This window comes from Streptomyces sp. TOM-9, from assembly GCF_056858595.1.
Map to the genome: position 1 here is coordinate 3,594,892 of NZ_JBXEQB010000001.1, position 12,012 is coordinate 3,606,903.

General features: G+C 74.7%; 11 protein-coding genes. 4 read left to right on the top strand and 7 right to left on the bottom strand.

Annotated elements, in window-relative coordinates; all coding sequences use genetic code 11:
* The first annotated feature begins 3 nt into the window (after positions 1 to 3).
* The gene (locus AC1VWI_RS16850) at positions 4 to 1,440 is read left to right on the top strand and encodes a hypothetical protein (protein ID WP_499511837.1); all 1,437 of its coding nucleotides are present in this window, start codon (positions 4 to 6) and stop codon (positions 1,438 to 1,440) included.
* On the opposite strand, the gene AC1VWI_RS16855 is transcribed toward AC1VWI_RS16850, so the two are convergent.
* On the bottom strand, positions 1,403 to 1,669 hold the full coding sequence (locus AC1VWI_RS16855; protein ID WP_499511838.1) for a GlsB/YeaQ/YmgE family stress response membrane protein: 267 nt from the start codon (positions 1,667 to 1,669) through the stop codon (positions 1,403 to 1,405). The genes AC1VWI_RS16850 and AC1VWI_RS16855 overlap by 38 nt on opposite strands.
* Positions 1,670 to 1,870: 201 nt before the next feature.
* Between AC1VWI_RS16855 and AC1VWI_RS16860 the strand changes: the two genes are divergently transcribed.
* Positions 1,871 to 2,269 (top strand): RidA family protein, encoded by a 399-nt coding sequence (locus tag AC1VWI_RS16860; protein WP_499511839.1) that lies wholly within the window; start codon positions 1,871 to 1,873, stop codon positions 2,267 to 2,269.
* Between the two features lie 15 nt (positions 2,270 to 2,284).
* On the opposite strand, the gene AC1VWI_RS16865 is transcribed toward AC1VWI_RS16860, so the two are convergent.
* Together AC1VWI_RS16865 and AC1VWI_RS16870 are read right to left on the bottom strand one after the other, a co-directional pair.
* Complete coding sequence (locus tag AC1VWI_RS16865) at positions 2,285 to 3,721, bottom strand: ATP-binding protein (protein ID WP_499511840.1); 1,437 nt, start codon at positions 3,719 to 3,721, stop codon at positions 2,285 to 2,287.
* Positions 3,722 to 3,791: 70 nt separating this feature from the next.
* The gene (locus AC1VWI_RS16870) at positions 3,792 to 4,568 is read right to left on the bottom strand and encodes an arylamine N-acetyltransferase family protein (protein ID WP_499511841.1); all 777 of its coding nucleotides are present in this window, start codon (positions 4,566 to 4,568) and stop codon (positions 3,792 to 3,794) included.
* A gap of 56 nt (positions 4,569 to 4,624) precedes the next feature.
* Here AC1VWI_RS16870 and AC1VWI_RS16875 point away from each other — a divergent pair, with 56 nt between their 5' ends.
* Together AC1VWI_RS16875 and AC1VWI_RS16880 are read left to right on the top strand one after the other, a co-directional pair.
* Positions 4,625 to 5,068, top strand: coding sequence for a pyridoxamine 5'-phosphate oxidase family protein (locus AC1VWI_RS16875; RefSeq protein WP_499511842.1), 444 nt, complete (start codon positions 4,625 to 4,627; stop codon positions 5,066 to 5,068).
* Positions 5,069 to 5,283: 215 nt separating this feature from the next.
* Positions 5,284 to 6,705 (top strand): APC family permease, encoded by a 1,422-nt coding sequence (locus tag AC1VWI_RS16880; RefSeq protein WP_499511843.1) that lies wholly within the window; start codon positions 5,284 to 5,286, stop codon positions 6,703 to 6,705.
* Here AC1VWI_RS16880 and AC1VWI_RS16885 read toward each other — a convergent pair.
* The 4 genes from AC1VWI_RS16885 to AC1VWI_RS16900 form a co-directional block, all read right to left on the bottom strand.
* Positions 6,630 to 9,248, bottom strand: coding sequence for a ComEC/Rec2 family competence protein (locus AC1VWI_RS16885; protein ID WP_499511844.1), 2,619 nt, complete (start codon positions 9,246 to 9,248; stop codon positions 6,630 to 6,632). The genes AC1VWI_RS16880 and AC1VWI_RS16885 overlap by 76 nt on opposite strands.
* Positions 9,245 to 10,006 (bottom strand): ComEA family DNA-binding protein, encoded by a 762-nt coding sequence (locus AC1VWI_RS16890; protein WP_499511845.1) that lies wholly within the window; start codon positions 10,004 to 10,006, stop codon positions 9,245 to 9,247. The genes AC1VWI_RS16885 and AC1VWI_RS16890 overlap by 4 nt, the downstream gene beginning before the upstream one ends.
* Positions 10,007 to 10,322: 316 nt before the next feature.
* Positions 10,323 to 11,168 carry a DegV family protein gene (locus AC1VWI_RS16895; RefSeq protein WP_499511846.1) on the bottom strand — a complete coding sequence of 282 codons (846 nt, stop codon included), beginning with the start codon at positions 11,166 to 11,168 and terminating at the stop codon, positions 10,323 to 10,325.
* 102 nt (positions 11,169 to 11,270) lie between these two features.
* Positions 11,271 to 11,915 (bottom strand): hypothetical protein, encoded by a 645-nt coding sequence (locus tag AC1VWI_RS16900; RefSeq protein ID WP_499511847.1) that lies wholly within the window; start codon positions 11,913 to 11,915, stop codon positions 11,271 to 11,273.
* Between the last annotated feature and the right edge of the window lie 97 nt (positions 11,916 to 12,012).

Genomic DNA, 12,012 nt, shown 5'->3' on the forward strand with positions numbered 1-12,012 from the left:
GCCGTGCCGCTGCGCGTTCCCGCCCAGCGCCGCCGCTCGCAGGAGCCGGGGGCGGAGCGCCCCGGGGTGGCCGGGGCGCTCCCCGCGGTCCCGTTCAACCAGCGCGTACGTCTCCTGGTCGAGGCCGTCGACGAGCCCGACGAGCTCGCCCTCGCCCAGGGACTGATGGAGGCGCGGGGCTGGGCGGTGCGCCGCGCAGGCCGTGAGGACGCCCCAGCCACCGCGGGCGGCAGCCGCGTCGCGCTCGTCGTCGAGGTACGGCTGAACGGCTCCCGCTGGCGGGCCGAGAAGGCGGCGTGCGGGGCCGTGGAACGCCTGGCGAGGACCCATCAGCTCGGCCTGTGGGTCCGGGACGCGGCGCTGCTGCTGCGGCCGGACGACCTGCGGACCGAGTACCGCGTGATCCGCCGTCCCGGCGCGGGCGGCGAAGGGCGCGACCGGCTCGCACGGTGGTGGGCCGCGTGCGGCGGGCGTGGCGCGCACCGGCTGCTGCGGCTGCCGTCCGGGCTCACCCGGGAGGCCGTCGAGCGGGAGCTTTCGGAACGTCCCCTCGGCGGAGCCGCGTTCACGCCGGACGCCCACGAACTGCGGCCCGCACCGCCCGAGACGGACGTCCCGGCGGCCACCGGGACGCACCGTGCCGCGCTGCGGGTGCGGACGCTGCCCGGCGTGGCCGGCGCCGCCGCCGCGGCGGCGCTGCTGGGCTGGGCGGCCTCCGGGGCGGACGCGGAACCCCTGTGGTGGCCCCTGGCGGCGGTGGCCCTCCTGTGCGCGCCGGGAATCCACTTCGCCCTGCGCGACTCGTGGTTCTCACGGAACGCGGTCTGGCTGGTGCCGCTCGCCCTGCCCGTCGGGTGGTCGCTGGTGACCTGGCTCGGGCGGCTGATGCAGGCGTTCTACCTCGACCGGTTCGGCATCCCGTCCGGCTCGGTCCGCTCCGCCGGGGACCTGTGGCCGTACGCGGCAGCCGCCGAACCGCTGGGCCTCGCCCTGGGGTTCGTGCTGTTCTTCACGGCGGTCGCGGGCTGGCTGCGGCACGTGCACATCGCCAAGGGCGACAACCGCCTCGCCCTGGTCACCGTGACCGTGCTGCTGTCGGCGGCCTTCGCGGCCACCACGCTCGCCGCCGGCGCCCACGACGCGGACCGGGCCGCCCGCGACGCGGCGTCCGCCGCCGGACGGGGGCACGTCCCGGCGAGGTACTTCGGGCTGCACGGCACCTTGATGTGCGTGGTGCCCGTCGGCGAGGGCCCCGTCCCCGTGGAGAACGGCCCGGTGCCGGACGACCACGCCGTCCTGTCCTTCGGCGCCTCCGGGGACTGGATCTGGCTGTGGGACCCGCGCCGTTCGCAGGCCCTGTCGGTGCGCCGGGAGGACGTGCAGCTGCTCCCCGCGCCCGCGGTCAGCGGCGGGAGTCCCCGAACAGGATGCGGTAGATGATCAGGAGGGCGAGCGCGCCGCCTATGGCCGCACCCCACGTGGGCAGGTCGTAGAAGTCCTTGGTGATGGGGTGGTCGAGGAACTTCGCCGAGATCCAGCCGCCCACCACCGCGCCCGCGATGCCGATCAGCGTCGTCCCGACCAGTCCGCCCGGGTCCTTCCCGGGCAGCAGTATCTTCGCGATGGCGCCCGCGATCAGGCCCAGTACGATCCAGCCGATGATGGTCATGCCGTCAACCTGCCACGGCCCCCGCCCCTTCATGCGCGCCGGGACGGAGCCATGGGCAAGCCGTGACACGGCGGTTGCACTTCTCAGGGAACTCTCAGCCCGGCGGCGGGCGGGTGGCACGGGGTGCGGGAAAACCGGGTGACGTCCGTGCCCGCGGTTCTGCAGGATCGCCGGGTCAGCCGCTCCCAGCCAGGAGGTCCCGTGGTGCACCGCACGATCGTCCCGACCTTGTTCCCGCCGCCCGGTTACGCGCACGCCGCGGTCGTCGAGGCCGGGCAGCGGCTCGCCTTCATGGCGGGTTCCGTACCGCTCGACCCGGAGGGCGCCCTGGTGGGGCCCGGCGATCCCGTCGCCCAGGCGCGCCAGGTCGTCGCCAATCTCGACGAGGCGCTGCGGGCCGTGGGCAGCGGCCTGGAGCACGTGGTCGCCTCCACCGTGTACGTCGTGGGCACCGAACCCGCCGAACTGTCGCGGGTCTGGGAGGTCGTCCGGGCCTCGGGGCTGGGCGAGGGGCCCCACACGTCGACGCTGCTCGGGGTCGGCTGCCTCGGGTACGCCGGCCAGCTGGTGGAGGTTACGGCGACGGCGGTGGTGCCCTGAGCCGCGGCGGACGGTTCAGCCGCGCCAGGCGCGGACCAGGTCCTCGGGGCCCCAGTGGGCGGCCAGGGGGAGGCCGGGAGCGACGCCGCAGCGCGAGACGGCGACGAGCGGGGTGGCGGGCGTCGCACCGGGGACGGCGGTCACGTCGCGGACGAGGGCTTCGTATTCGTGGCGGCCGAAGGGGTGGGTGTCGAACCACTTGACGGAGCCCACGAAGTGGACCTCCGTGGCCACCGGTTCGCGGTCGGCGCCGACGAGGTCGACCTCGGGGTTGTTCTGGCGGTTCCACCAGCCGCCGACGGCCTCGGTGCGGGGCCAGGCCTCGTCGGGTAGCAGCCTGAGCAGGGACGCGCGGACGACGGGCTCGACCGCGCGGCCGCGCCAGGTGGACCAGGACCGCTCGAAGCGTTCCAGGGCGAGGTCGCCCCGGCCGCGTTCGATCAGGGGGAGGGCGCGGTCCACGAAGGCGAGCCAGAAGCGCAGGTAGGGGTCGGCGATGCGGTAGCGCTTGTTCTTGGTGTCGGCCTTGGCCGACAGGGGGAGGTCGGCGGCGAGCACGCGCTTGGTCAGGAGGGTGCCGAGCAGGGGTGACAGGGTGCCCGAGGGGAGCGGGTGGGCGCCCCCGGTGCGGGCCGCGATGGAGGAGAAGGTGCGTTCGCCGCTGCCGACGGCCTCCAGGACGGCACGGGAGTGGGAGGCCTCGGGGAACTCGCCGAGCAGGGAGAGCTCCCCCGCGACGAGGAGCGGGGAGAGCGGGGTGGAGAAGGCCTCGCGCAGGAACGCGGTGCGGGAGGTGCCGGGCCGCCACGACTGGACGATCTCCGGGAAGCCGCCGGTGATCAGGAGGGCGTCCACCGCGTCGGCGGCGCCGAGACCGGTCATGGACTGCACGTCGGCGAGGTGGAGCGGGCGGACGGTCATCTTGGTGCCGCGGCCGTAGAAGGGGCGGCCGTAGGTCTGGAGCGCCTCCATCACCGACATGTCGCTGCCGACCAGCACCAGCAGGACGGGCTTGGCGGACAGGTGGCGGTCCCAGACGGTCTGCAGGGCGCCCTCGAACTCGGGGTCCTGCTCCACCAGCCAGGGCACCTCGTCGATCACGGCGATGCTCGGTGTGCTGTCGGGGACGGCGAGGGCGAGCGAGCGCAGCGCCTGGTTCCAGTCGCCGGTCTGGAGGCCGGCGACGAGGTCGGCGCCGGGCAGGCCGGAGTGGGCGAGGGCCGTGGCGAAATCCGCCCGTTCCGCCGCGGGGTTCCGCCCGCGGGTGGCCTGGAAGACGACGTACGGCACCCCGGAGCGGTCGCAGAACTCCTGGACCAGGCGGGACTTCCCGACCCGGCGCCGGCCCGTCACGATCACGGCTTGGCCGCGGGTGGCGGCCGTGCCGTCGGTGACCCGGCGCAGCAGGTCGGTGAGGTGCTCGAGGTCGGCTGTGCGGCCGGTGAACTCCATCGGCGTCGGCCCCCGTGGCTGGCTGGGAAGGTGACTGGAAAGGTAGACCCGATCTTACGTAGATTGAGTCTTACTTTATCTCGGGAACCCGATCCAGGACGAGACCGAAGCGCTCGCGGTAGGCGGCGAGGACGGCGGCGTCGCCGTCCAGGGCCTCTTCCCGGCGGATGCCGTCCGGGGCGGTGGTGATGAGCGTGCGGCCGGAGAGCGTCAGCCTCCCGCCTTCCTCGGTCAGACGGGAGCAGACCAGGGACCGCGTGAAATGGGAGTGCGGCGAGGTCTGCTGGTACCAGGAGCCGGCCTCGAAGTCGGCGAGTTCCCGGGGGCGGGGTTCGAGGCGGAAGACCGGCTCGCCGTCGTGGTGGAGGTCGAGGTCTCCGTACGGGGCCGGAGTGAAGCGGAAGACGCCGCCGGGGTCCTTCTGGTCGACACCGGGGGTGAGGTCGAGGGGGAGGTGCGCATGGCGGCCGAAGCCGACGTCCGCGAGGAGGGTGACACCGTCGCAGGTGCGGACGCGGAGCGCCATGTGGTCGAAGGGGATGCCGAGGCGCGGGCCGTTGACGGAACGGGCCGCGTAGAGCGTGACGTCGTACCCCAGGGCGGCGAGCAGGGCGCCGAAGGCGCCGTTGACCTCGTAGCAGAAGCCGCCGCGGCGAGCGGTCACGATCTTGTCGTGGAGGACCTCGGGGTCCAGAAGGACGCCTTCCCCGAGGTGGATGGAGAGGTTCTCGAAGGGCACGGCGACCAGATGGCGCACGTGCAGCTCGCGCAGGGCCGCCGCGTCAGGGCGTTCGGGGCGCGTGGCGCCGATGCGGCGGAGGTAGGCGTCGGCCTGGGAAGCGTCCATGGCGTCAGTCTTGGGGAACCGGCGACGATCACGCCAGACCCGGCTAGCTTCACGGCATGACGCGAACACTGCACGAGCGGCACGCCGCGGCGATGGGCCGGCTCAGGGACGACGAGGACGTGTGGGTGGCGACGGCGGACGCGCGCGGGGTGCCGTGCCTCGTCCCGCTGTCGTTCTGGTGGGACGGGGAGGAGCTGTGGCTCGCCACGCGCAGGACGAATCCCACCGGGAGGAACCTGGAGTCCTCGGGACGGGTGCGGCTGAGCCTGGGTCACACCAGGGATCTGGTGCTCATCGACGGCACGGCACGGGTCGTCGACTTCGCGCGGCTGCCGGACGGTGCCGGTGACGCCTTCGCGGCGAAGGCCGGGTGGGATCCCCGAGGTGACGGACCTTCGTACGCGTTCTACGCGATCCGGCCGCAATGGGTGCAAGCCTGGGGGACGCTGCCGGAGATGCGGGACCGGGAGCTGATGAAGGAAGGGGTGTGGCTGTTCTGATCGCCGATCGGCGATATACACAGTGACAGGCCTTAAGTTGCCGGTTTTACGTCGGACATGGGCTGGTTGATCTTCGGATTTCGTTGTCCGGAGACTCTTGACGGGGGCTTGACGCGCGCGGTTTCATCCTCGGAAGCGGAGATGAATATTCCGTTTCATGTTTCCCTGGACCGGAGGCGGTAGCCCCCTCGAGCCCGACCCGATCGGATGCGCGCATGACCGACACGCTCCACCCGCCGACGGCCCCGCACTCGCCGACGGCCCCGCCCATCGAGGCCCCGAAGTCGCTCAAGAGGTCGATCGGCGTGGTCGGCGGAACGCTTCTGACGCTGTCGTGCCTGACCCCGGCCTCCTCGCTGTTCGTCATCGTGCCCCCGCTCTTCGCCGACCTGGGAACCGGGACGGCGCTGACCATCGTGATCGCGGCGGTCCTCTGCATCGCGGTGGCCTTCTGCTATTCGGAACTCGGGACGCTGATACCGAGCGCGGGCGGCGAGTACGCGATGGTCGGCACGCTCATCGGGCGGCTGGCCGGGTGGATCGTGTTCGTGCTGTCCCTGATCGTCGTGATGATCGTGCCGCCGATCATCGCGCTCGGCACCGGCGAGTACCTGGCGCCGATCATGCAGATCGACCCGAAGATCGCGGGCGCCGCCGTCATGCTGCTGGCCACCGTCATGGGTCTGCTGGACCTGCGGGCCAATGCCTGGATCACCGGCGTCTTCCTGGTCCTGGAGGTCGTCGCGGCGGCGGTCGTGGCCTTCCTCGGCTTCTCCCACACCTCGCGGTCGGCCTCGGTGCTGATCCACCCGGTGACGGAGGCCGGGCACGGGGTGGGGTCGGCGGTCACGGCAGGGACGATCATCGCGGGGCTGGCGATCGCGCTCTTCGTGCTGCAGGGCTTCAGCACGGCCGTGTACCTGTCCGAGGAGATGGAGAACCCGCGGCGCACGGTCTCCCGGACCGTGCTGTGGACGCTCGGCATCGGCGCCCTGGTGGTGATCGTGCCGACGATCGCGATCACGCTGGGCGCACCCGACATGAACTCCCTGATGGCGGGCGACCTCTCGGCGCTCGTGCGGGGCTGGAGCAACTCGGCGGTCGGCACCTTCATCAGCCTCTGCATCGCGCTGGCCATCATCAACGCGGGCATCGTGATGGTCATCCAGAACTCCCGGGTGCTCTACGCCTCCGCGCGCGACCGCGCCTGGCCGGCCCCGGTCAACAAGGCCTTCGGCACGCTGAGCAAGCGGTTCGGCGCCCCGTGGATCGCGACGCTCGCGGTGGGCGTGCCGGGCGCGGTGCTGTGCTTCGTGCCGGTGGAGACGCTGAGCGGCGTCACCGGCGTGGCGGTCGCCGCGATGTACATCGTCGTCGCCCTCGCGGCCCTCGGCTCGCGCCGCGCCGGGCACAAGGAGCGTGCGGCCTGGCGCATGCCGCTGTGGCCCGCGGTGCCGCTGCTGCTGGTCGTCGTGCTGGCGTACGTGCTGACCCAGCAGACCGCGCAGGACCTGGTGATCACCGGTGTGATCGTCGCCGCCTCGCTGGCCTACTGGCTCTTCTACCTCCGGCCGCGGCAGAGCACCCGCTGGGTGATCTCCGTGCCCGAGGAGGAGATGGGCCTGGAGGGCGCCTGAGCCGCCCGTCCCCGGCACCCGGGGGCCCGTACCGGTCGTGCACCGGTGCGGGCCCTTCGCCGTCCCCGGACGGCCCGCTCGGCGGCGGGCGAGCGACCGGTCGCGGCGGCCCGCAGGTCCTCCCGGTCGCCCAGGACGGCGACCGGGCCGTCCCGGTCGGTGCGCAGGACCGTGGTGCCCTGGGCGCGCAGCGCGGCGAGGGTCCGGGGCGACGGATGTCCGTACGGGTTCCCGGCCCCGCAGCTGACGAGCGCGAGACGGGGCCGGATGCGGGCCAGCAGCGCCGGGTCCTGGTAGGCGGAGCCGTGGTGGGCGACCTTCAGGACGTCGACGCGCGGGAGGTCCGGGACGGCGGTCAGGAGCGCGTGCTGGGCCGCGGGCTCCAGGTCGCCGAGGAGGAGCACGGTGAGCCCTGCGGTGCGGACCAGCAAGGTGACGCTGGCGTCGTTGGGATTGGTGCCGCCCAGATCGGCACCCTCGGCGCCCGCGAGGAGGGAGGGCGCGGCGGGCCACAGCACACGCCAGTCGAGGGGGCCCAGGCGGCGGCGCTCCCCGGGCCTCGCGCGCAGCAGGGGAACGCGGGCCGCGGCCGCCTGACGGCGTACGAAGGCGGCCTGGTCGGAGGGTTCGTCGAGGGTGGTGGTCTCGATGGCGCCCACGGAACGGCCGCGCAGGACCCCGGGGAGGCCGGCGGCATGGTCGGCGTGGAAGTGCGTGAGGACGAGCAGCGGGATCGCGGTGACCCCGAGCGAGCGCAGGCAGCGGTCGACGAGGCGGGGCTCCGGGCCGGTGTCCACCACGACGGCGGCGCCGTCGCCCGCGGAGAGCACCAGGGCGTCGCCCTGGCCGACGTCGCAGGCCACCAGCCGCCAGGCCGGCGGCGGCCAGCCGGTCACCGAGCGGGGCAGCGGCGCGGGACGTACGACGGCGAGCACGAGCAGCAGCGCGGCGGCGGCACACAGCCAGGGACGGCGCAGGAGGCGGCGCCCCGCCGCGACCACCACCACGGTGACGGCCGCCAGCAGCAGGGCGCCCGCCCAGGTGCCGGGCCAGTCGAGCGTCGCCCCCGGCAGGGCGGCACCGCGCCGGGCCACCGCCGCGATCCAGCCGGCGGGCCAGCCCGCGACCCAGGCGAGTGCCTTGGCGACGGGCATGGCGAAGGGCGCCGCGGCCAGGGCGGCGAAGCCGAGGACGGTGGCGGGGCCCACCGCGAGTTCCGCCAGCAGGTTGCAGGGGACGGCGACCAGGCTGACGTGGGCGGCCAGCACCGCCACCACCGGGGCGCACACCGCCTGCGCTGCGGCCGCCGCGGCCAGGACCTCTGCGAGGCGCGGTGGCACCCGCCGGTGCCGCAGGGCGGTGCTCCAGCGCGGGGCGAGGACCAAGAGCGCGCCGGTGGCCAGCACGGACAGGGCGAAGCCGTACGAGCGGGCGAGCCAGGGATCGTGGAGGAGCAGCAGCAGGGCGGCCCCGCACAGCGCGGGCAGCAGGCTGCGGCGGCGGCCCGTGCCGATGGCCAGCAGGGTGATCAGCCCGCAGGCGGCCGCGCGCAGCACGCTCGGGTCGGGCCGGCACACGACGACGAAGGCCACGGTGAGCACGCCCCCGAGCACGGCCGTCACACGGAGCGGAAGGGCCAGCCGCGGTGCCAGGCCGCCGCGCTCGGCGCGCAGCGCGAGACCGGGCGGACCGATCAGCAGGATCAGCACCAGCGAGAGGTTGGAACCGCTGACCGCGGTCAGATGGGTCAGGTCGGTGGCCTCGAACGCGTCGTGCAACTCCACCGGGATACGGGAGGTGTCCCCGACGACCAGCCCGGGAAGGAGGGCACGGGCGTCGGACGGCAGGCCCTCGGTGGCCTCGCGCAGCCCCGCGCGGAGTCCGCCGGCCACACGTTGCGCACGGCCGGGCGGCGCCACGACGCGCGGCGGCCCTCGTACCGACAGCACCGCGGCGATCCGGTCGCCCGGCCCCGCCGCCGGGGCGAGCCGGGCCTCCGCCTCGACGTGCGTGCCGGGCAGCAACGTCAGCCAGGCACGGGCGGGTTGCCGGGCGATGAGCAGGACCGGTGTGCGGACGGCGGTCCTCGTGCCGCTCGCCGTCACGCGTACGGCCTCGGCCTCCACCAGCACCGCTTCCGGCGCCCGGACGGCCCCACGCACCTGCGGGCGGATCAGCCGGGGATCCGCCGTCAGCCTCAACTCCACGCTCGCATGCGCGCGTTCGGCCGCCAGGGCGGGCACCGGGCCACGGTGCAGGTCAGCGGAGTGCAGTCCCGCCACGGCCGCGGACGCCGCAGCGCAGAGCGCCACGGTGGCGACCGACGTCCACCGGCGTACGAACGACGCGAGCGCCACCAGGACGACCAGCGCGCACGCCCCCACCACGGCTCGCCCGGGCGCCGCGAGGGCGAGGCCCGCGGCGAGCCAGGCCGCGAGGGCCGGGGCCACCAGACGGAGGTCCGGCGGGCCCTCCTGGCGCGGGTTCGACGCGCCCCGGGGTGAGGCGGCCGCCGCATGCACCGCCGGGCGGGGCGCGCTCACGGGGTGACCAGTGGCTTGAGATCGGAGAACCGGCGGTCCCCGATGCCGTTGACGTCCCGCAGCTGCTCGACGGAGGTGAAGCCGCCGTGCCGGCCGCGGTACTCGATGATGTGCCGGGCGAGCACCGGCCCCACACCGGGCAGGGCGTCCAACTGCTCGGCCGTGGCGGCGCTGAGGCTGACCGGCCCGCTCGCCGCGGCGGTCCCCTGGACCCCGGTGGCCGGTTGCGGGGCGGGGCGGCCCACGACGATCTGCTCCCCGTCGGCCAGCAGGCGGGCCAGGTTCAGGGCGCTGGTGTCCGTGCCGGGCAGCGCTCCCCCGGCGGCGTCCACGGCGTCCGCCACGCGGGACCCCGCGGGCAGCCGGCGCAACCCCGGCCTCCTGACCTTGCCGGCGACGTCCACGACCAGCACCGGTTTCGCCCCCGGCGCGGGGCCCGGCGCCCGTGGCCCGGCCGCCGCGGAAGCCCGCGCGCCGGCCGGGGCCCCGGCCGCGGCGGGCAGCGCCGCGGCGACCGGCGGCACCGCCACGGTGCGCGGCCGGCCGGTCCAGAAGTGGTGCACCGCGAAGGCGAGGGCGACGAGGAGGACGACGGCCAGGGCGGCCGCCGTCTTCGCCTCGATGCCGCAGCGGACGGAGAGCCAGGTGGGGAGGCGCTCGGTGAGGGCCAGCCGCCAGGCACCCGCGGCGCGGCGCCCCGGCGGATCCGGCGCCCCCGGCGCAGCCTGTCGTTCCGGCAGCGCCGGTCGTTCCGGCACGGCCAACCGCTCCGGCACATCGGGTCGTTCCGGTCGTTCCGGTCGTTCCGGTGGATCCGGTGCCGCCGCGCCCGCCCCACCCCGTGGCGCGGGACGGCTCGGCGGACGGTCGAAGAGGGCGGCGGCCCGTTCCCGGACCGCGCCGGCGGCGGGCCCGGGTACGGGCACGCGGGCGGACGGGTGCCTGCGGTGGCGAGGAGTTGCGGTGGTCGATCCCATGTCAGGGACGGTAAACGGACCGGCACCAACGAGATGATCTTGCTCAAGTCCTGTGGATCGTCCAGAGGTTGTGGATAACCCCGTCACCCGGAAGGGATCACAGCGGGGAGACGACCGCTCCCAGCAGCCCGGGCCCCGTGTGGGCACCGATCACCGCGCCGACCTCGCTGAGGACGAGGGTGTTGAGCCCGGGGACCCGCGCCCGCAGCCGCTCCGCCAGCGCGGACGCGCGGTCCGCGGCGGCCAGGTGGTGGACGGCGATGTCCACCGGACGGGTGCCCGCCCGCTCGACGACGATCTCCTCGAGCCGCGCCAGCGCCTTGGAGGCCGTACGCACCTTCTCCAGCAGCTGGATGCGGCCCTCGTCCAGCTGCAGCAGCGGCTTCACCGCGAGCGCCGACCCGAGCAGCGCCTGCGCCGCGCCGATGCGTCCGCCCCGGCGCAGGTAGTCCAGGGTGTCCACGTAGAAGTAGGCCGACGTGTCCGACGCCCGCTTCTCCGCCGCCGCCACGATCTCGTCCGCGGAGCCGCCCGCCTCCGCCGCCTCGGCGGCGCTCAGCACCGGGAACCCGAGGGCCATGGCGACCATCGCGGTGTCCACGACGCGCACCGGCACGGGCGCGTCCGCCCCCGCGAGCAGCGCGGCGTCGTAGGTGCCGGAGAACTCCGCCGACAGGTGCAGGGAGACGATCTCGGTCGCGCCCGACTCCGCCACCGCGCGGTAGGCGGCGGCGAATTCCTCCGGGCTCGGCCGCGATGTGGTGACGGGCTTGCGGCGTTGCAGGGCGCGGGCGACCGCGGGCGCCGACACCTCGGTGCCCTCTTCCAGCGCTTCGTCGCCGATCACCACCGCCAGGGGCACCACGGTGATCCGGTGCCGGGTCAGGGCCTCCTGCGGCAGGTAGGCCGTGGAATCGGTGACGATAGCGACATGGGACGACATGTGCGGGAGGTTACCCGCGCCGAAGGCCGGGCGACAGTACGGCTCCGCCGAGGTGAACCCCGGTGAACGTCCCCGCGGCCCGTCCCGGCCGCGCCCGGCCCCTCACAGCGCCTTGGGCGGCTGTCCGGTGCCCGGCTCGGGCATCCGCTCGCGCCGCGTCCCCGGCTGAGTGCGCGGTTCCGGTTCCGGCTCCGGCAGCGCCGAGGGCGCCCAGTGCCGCAACGCCCCGGCCTCCAGGTCGATGTCGCGGCCCAGCGCAGCGAGGTCGTCGTCGGCGAAGCGGCGGGCCCGGTCCTGGGCGGCCCAGCGCAGCGAGTCCGCGGAGTGGGTGATGCGCCGCGTGCGCTCCTCCAGCTCGCCGATCCGGGCCGCGATGCGGGTGCGGTTGGGCTCGCGCTCCAGCAGCCGCAGCTCCGCGTCGAGCTCCCGGGCGTGGGAGCTCAGCCTGGCGAGCAGCGCGACGGCCTCGCTCAGCGACGGGTCGACGGCGGCCTGCCCTTCCAGCGCCGCTTCCGTGCTCGTGACGGACGTACGCAGCGCCAGGCGCAGCTCGGCGAGCTTCCCGGCGGGCCCGGGCCTGCTGTAGCGGCGGGCCTTCAGACCGGTGTCCTCGACCACGCGGCGGGCCTCGATGCTGGTGCGCTCCACCCCGCGCTTGACCGCCCGCGCCGTCTTGACCGCGGCGACGACACCGAGCGCCACGAAGGAGGCGAAGAGGAGCAGGATCACGGCGACGGCGACATCCACGGCGGCTCCTCTGCCCGGTCGGCCCGGTCCGTCCGACCGGCCCGATCTGCTCGATCAGTTGTATGCCCACCGTAAACGGACGGGGGCGGGCGAGGGT

Bases quoted from the DNA above. Each gene is read 5' to 3' on its own strand.
- AC1VWI_RS16855 (WP_499511838.1), bottom strand. From the start codon at position 1,669: ATGACCATCATCGGCTGGATCGTACTGGGCCTGATCGCGGGCGCCATC.
- AC1VWI_RS16865 (WP_499511840.1), bottom strand. From the start codon at position 3,721: ATGGAGTTCACCGGCCGCACAGCCGACCTCGAGCACCTCACCGACCTG.
- AC1VWI_RS16870 (WP_499511841.1), bottom strand. From the start codon at position 4,568: ATGGACGCTTCCCAGGCCGACGCCTACCTCCGCCGCATCGGCGCCACG.
- AC1VWI_RS16875 (WP_499511842.1), top strand. From the start codon at position 4,625: ATGACGCGAACACTGCACGAGCGGCACGCCGCGGCGATGGGCCGGCTC.
- AC1VWI_RS16880 (WP_499511843.1), top strand. From the start codon at position 5,284: ATGACCGACACGCTCCACCCGCCGACGGCCCCGCACTCGCCGACGGCC.
- AC1VWI_RS16895 (WP_499511846.1), bottom strand. From the start codon at position 11,168: ATGTCGTCCCATGTCGCTATCGTCACCGATTCCACGGCCTACCTGCCG.